Annotated in this window: 15 protein-coding genes; 10 read left to right on the top strand and 5 right to left on the bottom strand. The window is 34.1% G+C overall.

What is annotated here, in order from left to right; genetic code table 11:
* Positions 1-235 precede the first annotated feature (235 nt).
* A complete protein-coding gene (mutL, locus tag NL281_RS03655; RefSeq protein WP_253303640.1) occupies positions 236-2,077 on the bottom strand; it encodes a DNA mismatch repair endonuclease MutL in 1,842 nt (613 codons plus the stop codon).
* 7 nt (positions 2,078-2,084) lie between these two features.
* A complete protein-coding gene (purE, locus tag NL281_RS03650; protein WP_006280351.1) occupies positions 2,085-2,576 on the bottom strand; it encodes a 5-(carboxyamino)imidazole ribonucleotide mutase in 492 nt (163 codons plus the stop codon).
* Between the two features lie 436 nt (positions 2,577-3,012).
* Here purE and NL281_RS03645 point away from each other — a divergent pair, with 436 nt between their 5' ends.
* The 10 genes from NL281_RS03645 to NL281_RS03600 all read left to right on the top strand — a co-directional run bounded on the left by NL281_RS03645 (position 3,013) and on the right by NL281_RS03600 (position 9,007).
* A complete protein-coding gene (locus NL281_RS03645) occupies positions 3,013-3,309 on the top strand; it encodes a helix-turn-helix domain-containing protein (protein ID WP_010081926.1) in 297 nt (98 codons plus the stop codon).
* 60 nt (positions 3,310-3,369) lie between these two features.
* Entirely contained in the window at positions 3,370-3,777 is a 408-nt protein-coding gene (rpoZ, locus tag NL281_RS03640) for a DNA-directed RNA polymerase subunit omega (RefSeq protein ID WP_007548528.1), read from the top strand.
* Positions 3,778-3,805: 28 nt separating this feature from the next.
* Positions 3,806-4,051: a monovalent cation/H+ antiporter complex subunit F gene (locus NL281_RS03635; protein ID WP_007548527.1), complete on the top strand. Its 246-nt coding sequence runs from the start codon at positions 3,806-3,808 to the stop codon at positions 4,049-4,051.
* A 6-nt stretch (positions 4,052-4,057) separates the two neighbouring features.
* Positions 4,058-4,345, top strand: coding sequence for a monovalent cation/H(+) antiporter subunit G (mnhG, locus tag NL281_RS03630; protein WP_006279703.1), 288 nt, complete (start codon positions 4,058-4,060; stop codon positions 4,343-4,345).
* Position 4,346: 1 nt separating this feature from the next.
* A complete protein-coding gene (locus NL281_RS03625; protein ID WP_253303639.1) occupies positions 4,347-4,874 on the top strand; it encodes a DUF4040 domain-containing protein in 528 nt (175 codons plus the stop codon).
* Positions 4,867-5,286 carry a Na(+)/H(+) antiporter subunit B gene (locus tag NL281_RS03620; protein ID WP_006279705.1) on the top strand — a complete coding sequence of 140 codons (420 nt, stop codon included), beginning with the start codon at positions 4,867-4,869 and terminating at the stop codon, positions 5,284-5,286. Before NL281_RS03625 ends, NL281_RS03620 begins: the two co-directional genes overlap by 8 nt.
* Positions 5,283-5,594, top strand: coding sequence for a cation:proton antiporter subunit C (locus NL281_RS03615; RefSeq protein ID WP_006279706.1), 312 nt, complete (start codon positions 5,283-5,285; stop codon positions 5,592-5,594). Before NL281_RS03620 ends, NL281_RS03615 begins: the two co-directional genes overlap by 4 nt.
* Positions 5,595-5,732: 138 nt before the next feature.
* Positions 5,733-7,676, top strand: coding sequence for an RNA polymerase sigma factor RpoD (rpoD, locus tag NL281_RS03610; RefSeq protein WP_182319843.1), 1,944 nt, complete (start codon positions 5,733-5,735; stop codon positions 7,674-7,676).
* Between the two features lie 140 nt (positions 7,677-7,816).
* Complete coding sequence (locus tag NL281_RS03605) at positions 7,817-8,086, top strand: SGNH/GDSL hydrolase family protein (RefSeq protein ID WP_253303638.1); 270 nt, start codon at positions 7,817-7,819, stop codon at positions 8,084-8,086.
* A gap of 150 nt (positions 8,087-8,236) precedes the next feature.
* A complete protein-coding gene (locus NL281_RS03600) occupies positions 8,237-9,007 on the top strand; it encodes an SGNH/GDSL hydrolase family protein (protein ID WP_253303637.1) in 771 nt (256 codons plus the stop codon).
* A gap of 175 nt (positions 9,008-9,182) precedes the next feature.
* Here the strand turns inward: NL281_RS03600 and NL281_RS03595 are convergent, their stop codons facing one another.
* The 3 genes from NL281_RS03595 to carB all read right to left on the bottom strand — a co-directional run bounded on the left by NL281_RS03595 (position 9,183) and on the right by carB (position 13,528).
* Complete coding sequence (locus NL281_RS03595) at positions 9,183-9,566, bottom strand: hypothetical protein (RefSeq protein ID WP_253303636.1); 384 nt, start codon at positions 9,564-9,566, stop codon at positions 9,183-9,185.
* Positions 9,517-9,777: an IS110 family transposase gene (locus NL281_RS03590; RefSeq protein ID WP_010082049.1), complete on the bottom strand. Its 261-nt coding sequence runs from the start codon at positions 9,775-9,777 to the stop codon at positions 9,517-9,519. The genes NL281_RS03595 and NL281_RS03590 overlap by 50 nt, the downstream gene beginning before the upstream one ends.
* Positions 9,778-10,153: 376 nt before the next feature.
* Positions 10,154-13,528, bottom strand: coding sequence for a carbamoyl-phosphate synthase large subunit (gene carB, locus NL281_RS03585; protein WP_253303635.1), 3,375 nt, complete (start codon positions 13,526-13,528; stop codon positions 10,154-10,156).
* Between the last annotated feature and the right edge of the window lie 15 nt (positions 13,529-13,543).

Raw genomic sequence — 13,543 nt, 5'->3', positions numbered from 1 at the left:
ATATAGGTAAAAACCCAGAAATTTTTAAAGACATGCGATGCACGTAGTGCGAAAAATTAAACATGAGACGCCAAATACCCTAAGTTTTTTGTCATTAACCTGCACAGATTGCGAAGATAAATAAATAGCTTCAGTTTCATGATAAAGGGGCTGGCGGAGTTTGTCAAGTAAGTTTTTTGTTTCTATAGCTACTTGGATGACGAGGAAGAAGCGCTTACATATTTATGGCAACCTCTTACCTCCGCTCAAAAAGTTTTTCAATATCACTGAGTTTCATTTCTATATAAGTTGGTCTTCCGTGGTTGCATTGCCCGGAATATGGGTTTTTTTCCATTTGTCTCAGCAGCTCATTCATTTCATCTAACCTCATTTTTCTACCCGCTCTAATTGATCCATGACAAGCGATAGTGGCCAATATTTTGTTCACTTTATCTTCTACTGGCAATGTATCTTCTATTTCCGTTAATCTATCAATTATGTTAATTAGCATCTCTTTCACATCTATTGCTCCCAAAATTGCAGGGATTTCTTTTACTATCACTTTATTTTCTGGTTTGATCTCAATATCAAAACCCATTTCAAATAACTTATCTTTATAGATTTCAATCATCTCCATTCCGGCTTGATTTTTGATTTCAACCGTTTCAGGAAGAAGCAGTTTTTGTCTTTTTATACTTGATTTTTGTTTTAGGCATTCATATACTAGCCTTTCGTGGGCTGCATGCTGATCGACTATAATCAATTTGTCCCTTACCTCTGCAATAATATAAGTATTATAGACCTGACAGCGTGCAAACCCGAGCGGGTGGCTCTCTATCAAATCAACTTGCTCTAACACCTTTTTTTCCAGAACCATAGTCTCCGCTTGTGGTGGAAATTTCTGTATGCCGGCATAATCAAACGATTTTGACTGTTCTGATAAGCCTTTTGCTTTTTCATTTGGAGAAGCAAATTCTTTTATTAGTTGATTTTCAAAAGGACTTGGCCTTCTTTCATAAAATTCTTTTTGAACATTAGGTTTATCAAAAGGATCTGATAATGAACCTTTCAAAAAACCCTCTATTGTATTAGTAGTACTAGCTGGAAAGGTGCCTATCCTTCTTGACAATGCTTTAATTAATCCTCTTGTCACTATCTCATATATGAGCTTCTTATTCTGAAACCTTACTTCTGACTTATTTGGATGCACATTTACATCTACTTGATCATAAGGTATCTCTAAATGTAACGCTGCAAAAGGATACCTATCGCTTGGAATAAAATCATGATATGCATACCTAACTGCGCCAATAAGTAAATTATCTTTAATTGGCCTTCCATTAACAAACGTATAGATCTGAGTTGACTTACTACGATTGACGGTCGGCTTACAAATGTGTCCCGTAAGTTTGATGCCGTCTTCTTCTTCATTAATCTCCAGAGAACTGCCCTGAAATTCTTCTTCTACCTCACACAATCTATGAAATAACGAAGTCTGCTTAGCGTATTTTAAGAGCTTTTTATTACCTGAAGTGAGAGTAAACCCTATATGATAGTTAATCATTGCTAAGTTGTTTACAATATCAACAATGCTTTGAGTTTCTGCTCTTTCGGTTTTTAGAAATTTTAGTCTATTTGGGGTAGCGAAAAACAAATCTCGTACTTCAATATGTGTCCCTTGTGATAAAGAGTAAGGAGTTTGCTCCCCTATTTTCTCTCCACCCTCATAACTTATAGACCATGCTTCATTTGCTTCTCTTGCCTTAGACGATAATTTTATCCTACTTACTGCTGCAATTGAAGGCAGAGCTTCTCCTCTAAAGCCAAGATGCTTGATTTCTATCAACTCATTGTCGCTCAATTTTGAAGTAGCATGGCGCATAAACGCAAGTTCTAAATCGTTTTTTTCTACTCCGTTACCATCATCTGTCACAATAATAAGGTTACGCCCACCACTTTCTATTTTAATCTCTATTTCTAAACTTCCAGCATCTATTGCATTTTCCACTAATTCCTTTACTACACTTGCTGGCCTTTCTATCACCTCCCCCGCTGCTATACGGTTTATGGTTTTTGTGTCTAAAAGAATTATTGCCATAGATTTATTATGAAACTGGTTTCTCTTTTACTTCTTTGGTCTGTTTCTCTCTCCACTTTTTTAACCTACCTGCAATTTCACTGTTGGAAATTGACAATATAGATACGGCAGTAATGGCAGCATTATATGCTCCATTTTCTCCTATAGACATGGTTGCAACTGGAACACCCTTTGGCATTTGAACTATAGAGAGTAGACTGTCCAGCCCATTTAATTGTTTACTATGCACAGGAACGCCGATAACTGGTAAACAAGTTAGTGACGCAACCATACCAGGTAAATGAGCTGCACCTCCTGCACCAGCTATAATAACCTTAAAACCTTCTTCTTGTGCAGATTTAGCAAAATTGAAGAGCCTTTCTGGTGTTCTATGTGCAGATATTATGAATATATCATGTGAAACTTCTAATGCTTTTAACATATCAACAGTATGGACCATAGTGGTGTAATCTGACTCACTTCCCATAATAACAGCAACATCTTTTTTTATTTTTGTCATATTCAACACAATTTTACTTACTAACTAAATAATGTTCCAGCTAAAAAGCAACAAATATTTAAATTATATTATAAATATAATATATAGAATTCTCGTTAAAATAGAAATTTTAAAAATTTAAATAAATATTTATATTAAGATATAGAGATATAAACTTCTTATGTAAGATAAATTTATAAAATAATTATTTTTGTATTTCAAGCTTTGTAATCTTAGCTTGTTCTTTCTATAAATGGTTTTTTCAGATAGACTGATGGTAAAATGGTAATTTAAAATTACTAGAAATTTGATAAAAATATTAATATATAATCAACTTAAAGTTTTAAATATTGATATCATATAATTATTGACAAGTTACATGATATTAATATCTTGGTATATTAAATATTATGTTATAATATTTAATAAAGTTAATTGATATGTGAGTGTAAGAATTATGGAAATAATATCGTTAAATAACTTAGACAGTGCAGGAATAAAAACAAAGTTGCTTTATATAATAAATAAAATTATAGAAAAAAATGCTTGGACTCAGGCTTTTGCAGCTGAGAAACTTGGTATTGATCAGCCAAAGGTATCGCAAATTAAAAATGGTAAAATAGATGGTTTTTCTTTAGAGCGATTGTTAGGATTTCTAAAAAAACTTGATCATGAGATAACAATCACGATGACAGAAAGCCAAGAAATAAAATCTGAGGCAGAAAAAGTAAAACATGAAGTTGAATCGCAATAGATACAAAGTTGACAACTTGTTTTTTGTGATATAGTATAAAACTTATTAAGGTAGTATCTTATGGCTGAGTCTATTGTAGAAAAGTGTATAGAACGGGTAAGTAACCGTTTCAAATTGGTTCTGTTGGCAAGTCAAAGAACACATGATTTAAATACAGGGGCAAGTAATCCAATTCAAGCAGCTAAGTTTAAAGGTCATAAAAATACCATAGTTTCCTTACATGAAATAGCAGGAAAACAGGTGGATACTCATGAGCTGTTTAGCCTTTTGGTAGGTAGATGCAAGGAATACATGAAAGGAAATATGAATAATGTTTACAGCAGTAATACAAGTAAGCTAGCGAATTTATTAAATTTTTCTGATAACACAGACCTTGATGCAAGTCAAGAAAGCCAAGATTATGAAGTGGATGGTGAAATAGATGATGAAATAAATGATCAAGATGGCGATGAAGAAGTATCCGTTTAGAAATCTACTGAAGTTACATAGTCTTTAAATGATTTGCATTGCTATCTATACACTGTTGTTCTGTATGAGTGTAATGTTGTGTTGCATAGTGTCTAAGTCAAATGATGTGTACAATAAGGTTTTAGCGTTCAATAATTTCTCAACGCAAGTAGTTGTACTTATAACAGCAATATCAATCATTCTGAATAATTTTTTTTTAATTGATATAGCATTGTTGTATGCTAGCGTTAGCTTTATATCAACTATAGCACTAATGAGATTAATGTTGTTTTGATAATTTATGATAGGATCCATTTTCATATTTTTAGGTATTTGTTTGATAATTATTTCAAATATAGGGGTGATCAGATTTCCTGATTTCTATACTAGGTTACATGCAGCAGGTATTACAGATTCTAGCGGTGCAACGTTATTGTTAATTGGTTTTGCTTTGCAGAATGGATTTTCAATCAATACTGTTAAAATAGTATTATTAATTTTTATAATATGGGTAGCTAACTCAACTAATAGCTATATTTTAGCGCGCACTCATTATAAAGTTAAGAAAAAAACTGTTAAAGAAGGCTAAGGTGTTAGAAATATTAAATGTAGTGTTACTTTTGTTGTTACTAACAGTTACGGTTTTTATAGTTTTCTCGCGACATTTAGTCGTAAGTGCTGTTCTAATGTGTGTATTTAGTTCACTGATTGCGCTTATATACTTAATTATGAATGCACCTGATGTTGCAATTACTGAAGCTTCTGTTGGTGCGGGGCTCAGTACAGTTTTTACGTTTGCAGCACTCTCCTTGATAAAGAATCATAAAGTAAATCTATCTCATAACCCTATAACGCTTTTTTTTATGTTATTTCTGGCTGTATGTTTGTCATATTTTATGATTCAATTGCCAGATTTTGGCAGCCACAATGCTCCGATCCACTTGCATGTTGCTCCTTATTATGTGGAAAATACCGAAAAAGCTACCGGTATTCCTAATATAGTGACAGCTATTTTGGCAAGCTTTCGTGGTTATGACACGTTTGGAGAAACTATAGTAGTTTTTACTGCTGCGCTTTGTATAACGTTGATGTTAAAAGAAGAAAAAGAAAATGATTAAAGATCCGATATTAAATGCAGTAACATTTTTGATGATACCTTTTATCATTTTATTTGGTTTATACATACAATTTCACGGTGATTACACTCCGGGTGGAGGTTTTCAAGCAGGAATAATTATTGCCTCCGGGATAATATTATATTCAATGCTATTTGGTGTATCTACAACTCTAAAAGCAATACCTTATTCTGTGATTAGATTGACTAACGTGTTAGGTATTTTAATTTATGGAGGAACGGGCGTTGCAACAACTTTACTTGGCCAAAATTTTTTATCTTATGATATCTTGTTAACCAATAATAGAACCGGTCAAAAATTAGGTATTTTTTTGGTGGAATTAGGTGTAGCATTTACTGTCTGCTCCTCTATGTTAATTATATATATAAATTTTGCTCGTAGGAAAAAACAATGACTTTATATAATTATACGATTATTATTGTATTAATGGTGCTAGGTTTATATATTATTATAAACGATAAAAATTTAATCAAGAAAATGATAGGGGTAAGCGTCTTCCAAGCATCTGTTTTGTTATTTTACATATCTCTAGGATATATAAAAAGTTCCTTGCCTCCTATATTGGTTTCAAATTTTTATTCATATAGCAATCCTATACCCCATGTTTTAATGCTTACTGCTATAGTGGTTGGAATTGCAACATTTTCAGTTGGATTATCCATAGCAGTAAAAATGGAAGAAAAGTATGGAACAATTGATTAAGACAAGTGTACATAAATTAACAGTATCTTAAACTATATGAAGTAACAAATAGCCACAAGTTAAAAGTAAAATTATAGACTTGCTCGTTGTCAGTTTGTTTGTTAATAAGAAATAAAATTATAAACTATAAAGGTAATGATGTCAACTATTAATGATGCAGAAGATAAGAAAAAAATTATCAAAGATCTGGTAACTAAGAGTATAAAAAAGGGTGGTTTTATCACCTTTGATGATATAAATGATAAATTATCAGATGAAAATTTTTCGTCTGACTTTATAGATGATGCTATATCTTTATTGCAGGATTCCGGAATTAATGTGCTTGAAAGTAGCGAAGATGAAGAAGATATTCCTTCCAACAGTGATGATAGTAAGCTTGATGATGATGACACATCGCCAAATGTTACTGCAACTTTAGTACAAAATGATGATCCAGTGAGGATTTATTTACAAGACATGAGCTCCGTAAAGCTTTTATCAAGGGCAGATGAAATCGAGATAGCAAAAAAAATTGAATCTGAAAAGCATAACATGTTACGCGCAATAATTGAAACATCAGTAACATTAAAGGTGATAAAAGTATGGCGTGATGATTTAAGTAATGGAGCTCTCTTACTGAGAGAAATTATAGATCTGGATGCAATTTATAACTCTGATTTTAATGTGGTACCCAAAGAAGAGAGTGAAGAAAGTGCTGAAGATGTTGAGGATTCTGAGGATGTTTCTGAAGATGCTGAGTACTGTAGTGATGATGAGAAAGATAGTAAAAAAAGTGATGATGAGAAAGACGGTAATAATGAAGATATAAGTTCAGTCAATTTAAATGTTTCTATTCTTGAAATGGAAAGTGACTTATTGCCAAAGGTCATAGTTGCATTGGATGAGATAATTACTTTAACAAATGAAGCGTTGATATTAAGAAAAAATTCTAAAAATTTCTCTAATGAGCTAGAAAATTTGTATAATCAAATATGGTCTATAGCATTACAAATTAAGTTAAGTGATGCTGCTGTTGCCAGAATTACACAAGAACTTTATAAGATAAATAGATCCATTACGCTTGAAGAGGCTAATCTTATTGCTGAGGCTAGAAAATACGATATCGATAGAGAAAGTTTCTATAAAGTTTATGATGACGTGCTTTTAAAGCACGAATTGAAAAAGATAAGTCTTTTAAAGATCAATGAAAATCAGTCCTCTTTTACAGGTGAATTAAAAAACAAATTTTTAAGGTTTATAGACGATAACTCTGAACATATAGCTAGTACCTTGAACGGTATTAAGCAGCATATACAGGAAGATAACGTACAAGAATTTAAGGAGCTAATCAAGAGAATACAAAAACACGAACGAGAAGTCTCTGAAGCAAAGCAAGAAATGATTAAGGCTAACTTAAGGCTAGTAGTTTCCATTGCTAAGAAGTATTCAAAAAGAGGCCTTGATCTGCTTGATTTGATACAAGAAGGCAATATTGGTCTTATGAAGGCCGTGGATAAGTTTGATTACAAACGTGGATATAAATTTTCAACTTATGGCACTTGGTGGGTAAGACAATCAATCACTAGAGCAATACCTGAGCAGTCTAAAGTAGTTAGAATACCAGTTCATATGGTGGAAATTATCAGTAAAATCAACAGAGCATTAAGAAAGATGACTCATGAGATGGGAAGAGAGCCGACGTTAGAGGAATTGAGTGTAGAACTGACAATGCCACTGGAAAGAATACGCAAAGTTATGAAAATAGCAAGGGATCCAGTAAGTCTTGAAGCTCCAACAGGAAAAGATGATAGTAGTACCTTTGGTGATTGTATAGAAGACAAGCGAGTCTCCAGGCCAGAGGATGCTGCAATACTTGCTGACTTGCGTGGCATTACAACCAATGTCCTTGCAACTTTAACACCAAAGGAAGAAAGAATTTTAAGAATGCGTTTTGGCCTTGGTAAAGATGGGAAGGAACATACCTTAGAAGAAGTAGGAAAAATTTTTAATGTAACACGTGAGAGAATTAGGCAAATAGAGGCAAAAGCACTGCGCAAGTTGAAACATCCAAGCCGTGCTAGAAAACTTAGAGGGTTCTTTTAAGTATACGTGTCAAGTTAAGAAGAAGCTGATTTTGCCCGGAAAAAGTGGAGAGCAAGTTAGGCCAAAGTTGTATAATTTCACCGCTATTTTTCTTTTTCTATGAATCTAATGAAACAACATGCTAATCTACGGTAAATATTATGACAAACAAAAATGACAATTCTAATTCAAAGTATAGAAATTTTTATGTTCTGGGTGATAGTTTATCTGATAATGGCGCAATTATTGGAATTTTAAATAACTTATCCTTTGCAAAAAGCATAAAGTTTGATGACCCTTTTTATCAAGGAAGATCTTTTAGCAATGGCCCTACTGCTGTTGAATATATAGCAAAATATTTAGATTTAGATGAATTTAAACCCTTACTATTACCCACAAATAAAAACATAGTATTGTATTTACTCAAATAATTTAATTTTATTAACCTGAAAGCTTATTAGATTAAAATTATTAAACTAAGAGTTATAATTTTAGCAACTAAAAGCTGTAAATTGCACCATATAAACAGTTATTTCAAGCAAAAGTTATGCCATTAAGAGCTATGCAACAAACATTTATATTTGTGGGTAATAGTAAGATTTAAACCTGGGTGGAGTTATTCATTTTTTGGGAGATGCCACGAACAGCAAGGTCAGAATTACGCAGTTTCATATGCAACAGCATCTGAAATTTTTGACCCTATTTTTTCTTATTTCTTCAATAAATTTCGTTTAGCTAACCAGCTAGATGCGGTAATTAAACATCATCCAGATATAGGTAAAGAAGATTTATTTTGCATCATAATCGGCGGAAATGATGTTATGGTTGCCACTGCTTATGACAATACTAAAGCGGAAGAAGTGTTGGAACAAGCAGTGAGTGAAATATGTAATGCACTTAAGGTTCTAAATGAACATGGTGTTAAGCATGTAGTTGTTGCAAACGCACCTGAAGTTGGCTTAATACCAGCTTTTAATAGAGATGAAGAAGCAAGGGAACTAGCTACAAAGCTCACGGAGAGTTTCAATGCAAAACTGGCTAAAGGCTTAGATTATATGAAGAAAAGTACAAATCTTGAAATAAAAGCATTTGATCTTAACTCTAAAATGAGAAGTATGTTTAGCGAATACAAGAGCAAAGGTTTAAATTGTCAAGATGCATGCACATCGAACATTGCAGACCAAGTTGGGAGATTTAAAGAAAATATAAAAATACTCTTAAAGTTGATATTTAAAGGGGAACTTGACGTTCACTATAACCCTGGGTGTAGCAAAGAAACACTAAAGGATTATTTCCATCCAACTGCGGAACTTCATCATGAAGTTGGTAATGAAGTGTATGAGTTGATTTGACACAGTTTTTTTGAACATATCCTTTTAAATAGTAACCAAACTGCATTCTGTGATTTTTAGCAAAACACGATCTTTCATTTGAGCTTTCTTCAATTTAAAATAAATACAGAAAATTGCTGCCTATAGCTAAACTGACTTAGATTTACCGACAATTTGAAAAACCGTCATCCCGCTACTATATAGTTATTGATATATATTTTCTTTTAAGCTCTTGGTTTTGATCGATAAATGTAATCATTTCATCTTCTAAAGTTCTAATTTGATTACGTAAAATTGCAAGAAGTTCCTCTATTTGTTTGATTATAGATGTATCAGTTACCTGTTGGATTTGGGTTTTTTGTATTTTTGCTATTTCTACAAGTTGGTTTCTACGAGATAATTTTTGTTTCAAGCAATCAATATTACCATTACTAACTGTTAAAGGAGTAACACGCATATCTGTATTATTAATATAACGTGAGATGATACTGCAGTCTATTTTATCAGTTTTTGTAGTAATACCAAGGCTTTTAGCATAGTCTCTCCCACCTTGGTTGAATGACGTACACCTCAAAACCATTGCTTAGTAAAGTATAGGCACATAATTTTTCGTATCCACCAGTTGCCTCAAGACCAATTTTGGTTACATTATGCAAACGTAAAAAGTCCAGCATTTCATCAATGGATTGTACATTGTTTTCAAATATTTTATAATGCTCAAGTGGGTGAATGTGGAGATCTAATTTACTTTTGCTAACATCAATGCCAGCAATAATGTTTGATGAATTCATAATTCCTCCGTAATAATAACATATACTGCATTTTCCAGCCTTATATACGAGCCTAAAAGCTCAATCAGTTGTTCGGAACTTTCAGTATAATAAACCAGAGAAGAGAACCTTGCTGAACAACGATTCTTATAATCAAGGGGCGTGACGGTTCCTCTTCTCTGTGTGTCTTTAATATCACTACTTTGATATTTATAAAGACCTGTTCTTAACATATAAGGGAAGTGTCCTCTAGGTAAGATTGTGGAGTATTCGTTGTAGCATTTGGCTGTTCAATTACGCTAGTTGATTCTTTAGGTATACTATTTCCTTCAAAATTTCCATCTTTTTATTATGTTCTCTTTAGCATTTTGAGAGTGAGTTATTCTAGTTTTGATATTTAAACGTTTTGTATCTGCTGTAATGATTTCACTTCCAATTTGCTATTCTTTACATATTGAATTGCAAGCACTAACGCTTTACTCCCAGAAGCTGTGGTACTGTAAGCTATATTTTGCAAAATAGCAGTTCTCCTGATATCTTTGCTATCTGAGACTGATTTCACACCTTTTGAAGTATTGATCACTAGATTTATTTTTCCATCTTTGAGCATATCAACTATGTGGGGTCTGCCTTCTCTCACTTTATTTACAGTTTGTGCAGCAATGCCATTATTATTCAGATAAGAAGCTGTACCTTTGGTTGCATATATTTCAAAACTCAGTTCTTTCAACATTCGTACAACAGGCAATATATACTCTTTATCATCATCTTTTACTGAAACCAGAGCTGCTCCTTCTGTTGGTAACTTGTATCCCGCAGCCATATGCACTTTTGCAAGTGCAGCTTCGAAAGATGAGTCAATTCCCATCACTTCTCCTGTTGATTTCATTTCAGGACCAAGTAGAATATCAATTCCCGAAAAGCGCGTGAATGGAAAAACAGCAGCTTTAACTGCAAAATGATTGAAAGGCTCGTTTTCCTGATTCAATTTTTTACCCAAAATAACTTGAGTGGCAAGTTTTGCAATAGGGATGTTAATTACTTTGGAAATAAAAGGAACTGTGCGACTAGCCCTTAGATTCACTTCAAGTATGTATACATCACTAGACCTCTTGCATAACTCGATTTCTGAAGGCAATTTTGTCGTCAAAGCTTGTCTGCGCTCCTCAAATACATTCGAGTATTCTGTGGTGCTCATCTGCATTTTTTCTAAAAATTTCTCATCACAAACAGGTTCTGCAAGAGGTCTATTCTCTTGAACAGCAAACTGAATGTTTATCAGACCTTTCACTTCTAGTGCAAGAGCTATTCTTTCAGTTTGTAGCTTAATCTCTTTTATTACTTCGTCACTCAATGTATTTGTCGGTATTGAGCATGTTGAATCACCAGAGTGGATACCAGCTTCTTCAATATGCTCCATGACCGCTGCAATGAAAACTTTTTCCCCATCACATACAGCATCAACGTCAACCTCAACTGCATTGACTAAAAATTTATCAAGAAGCAGCGATCCGTGTTCAAAAATTTTGGTTTGATTCAAGACATACTCTTTGAAGCTCTGAGTATCGTGTCTAATCGACATAGACTGACCGCCAAGGACATATGATGGCCTGACTACTAGTGGAAACCCCACCTTTTCTGCGTTGGTTAACGCTTCTTCTACTGAATGGCAGATAGAATTTTCAGGTTGTTTTAAATTAAGTTGCAAAGCAAGATTTTTAAACCTCATGCGATCTTCTGCAAGGTCAATAGAATCAAACGAAGTTCCCAAAATTTTGAAACCTCTCTCGTTAAGCACTTTGGCTAACTTTAAAGGTGTTTGACCACCTATTTGAACTATTACACCAACCAGTGTGCCATTTTCTTGCTCTTTACTTAGTATTTCAAGCACATCCTCTGCAATGAGTGGTGCAAAATATAAACGATCAGCGGTATCGTAGTCAGTTGAGACAGTTTCGGGATTACAGTTGATCATTATTGTTTCATACCCCATTTCTTTGGCGGCAGAAGCTGCATGTACGCATGCATAATCAAACTCAATACCTTGACCAATGCGATTTGGACCACTTCCTAAAATGACAACCTTTTCTCGGTCAGAAATATTCGCCTCACATTCCGTTTTATTTTCAACATCACCCTCATAGCAGCCATACATATAAGCAGTGCTCGATTCAAATTCAGCTGCACAGGTGTCTACACGCTTATAAACTTGTTTGATGCCAAATTTTTTTCTTGTTTCTTCGATTTGCTCTACTTTCTTATTGCTTAATTTCGCCAATCTTGCATCTGAAAATCCCATTTTTTTCAGCTCCAACATTTCATATGCAGTTCCAGGGAGGCCGTTTTCCTTGATTTTTTGTTCAGCCAAGATGATTTGCTGTATATTCTGCAAAAACCATAAGTCATAACCTGTAATTGAATTTATTTCTTCTATGCTAATTCCATGACGCATTGCATCAGCAGCAATCAGCAATCTGTTCGGTAGCAATTTTGCTAATTGAGATCTGATGTGATCAATATCAGTATTTTCAGAAAACACTTCATCAAGTCCCGTGAGCCCAGTTTCAAGCGAGCGAAAAGCTTTCTGCAGCGACTCATTAAAAGTGCGGCCTATAGACATTACTTCTCCCACCGATTTCATGGAGGTTGATAATTCACAATTCGTCCCCTTAAATTTCTCAAATTCAAAACGAGGAATTTTAGTGACGATATAATCAATCACTGGTTCAAATGCAGCAGGTATAACTGGAGCGCAGTCATTACGTATTTCATCGAGCGAATAGCCAATAGCAAGTTTAGTTACAACTTTTGCAATAGGATAGCCTGTTGCTTTCGAAGCAAGTGCAGAGGAGCGAGAAACCCTTGGATTCATTTCAATTACAACGAGGCTTCCATCTTCTTTAGGGTTCACTGCAAACTGAACATTTGCACCACCGGCACTAACGTCAATTTCCCTCAGCACTGCTATAGATGCATTTCTCATTTGTTGATATTCAGCATCACGCAGAGTCAAAGCAGGAGCAACCGTAATACTATCTCCGGTGTGCACTCCCATTGGATCAACATTTTCTATCGAACAGACTATTATGCAGTTATCTTTACAATCGCGGATAACTTCCATTTCATACTCTTTCCAGCCGATAATTGATTCATCTATCTGAACTTCATTTATTGGCGAAATTTTGAGAGCACTTTCTGCGATATTGAAAAACTCCTCTTTATTATATGCTATGCCACTACCTGCGCCACCAAGAGTGAATGATGAACGGATGATTGCTGGTAATCCAACGTAGTCCAAAGCCTTTTTTATTTGTTCTTGATTTTTTATAATGATACTTTTGGGATATTTCAGTCCTATTCTATCCATGGACTGACGGAATAACTCTCTATCCTCTGCTTTTTTTATTGCTTCTCTATTTACCCCTATTAATTCTACGTTGTATTTGTCTAACACTCCATCATCTGCAAGTTTTATTGCGCAATTGAGTGCTGTTTGCCCGCCCATTGTTGGCAATATTGCGTCTGGCCTCTCCTTAATTATAATTTTCTCTATGATTTCAGGCAGTACCGGCTCAATATAAGTTGCATCAGAGAATTCAGGATCTGTCATTATAGTTGCGGGGTTGGAGTTAACCAAAATGACTTTATAACCTTCACTTTTTAATACTTTACAGCTTTGCGTTCCAGAATAATCAAACTCGCATGCCTGACCTATAACTATTGGGCCTGCTCCTATTACTAATATAGATTCTATATCTGTGCGTTTCGGCATAATTACAATAACGGT

The sequence above is a fragment of the Wolbachia endosymbiont of Phyllotreta cruciferae genome, assembly GCF_918697765.1.
Lineage (GTDB): Bacteria > Pseudomonadota > Alphaproteobacteria > Rickettsiales > Anaplasmataceae > Wolbachia > Wolbachia pipientis.
Note: the sequence above shows the minus strand (reverse complement) of the source record. Positions and strands in the feature narration are given on the sequence as shown.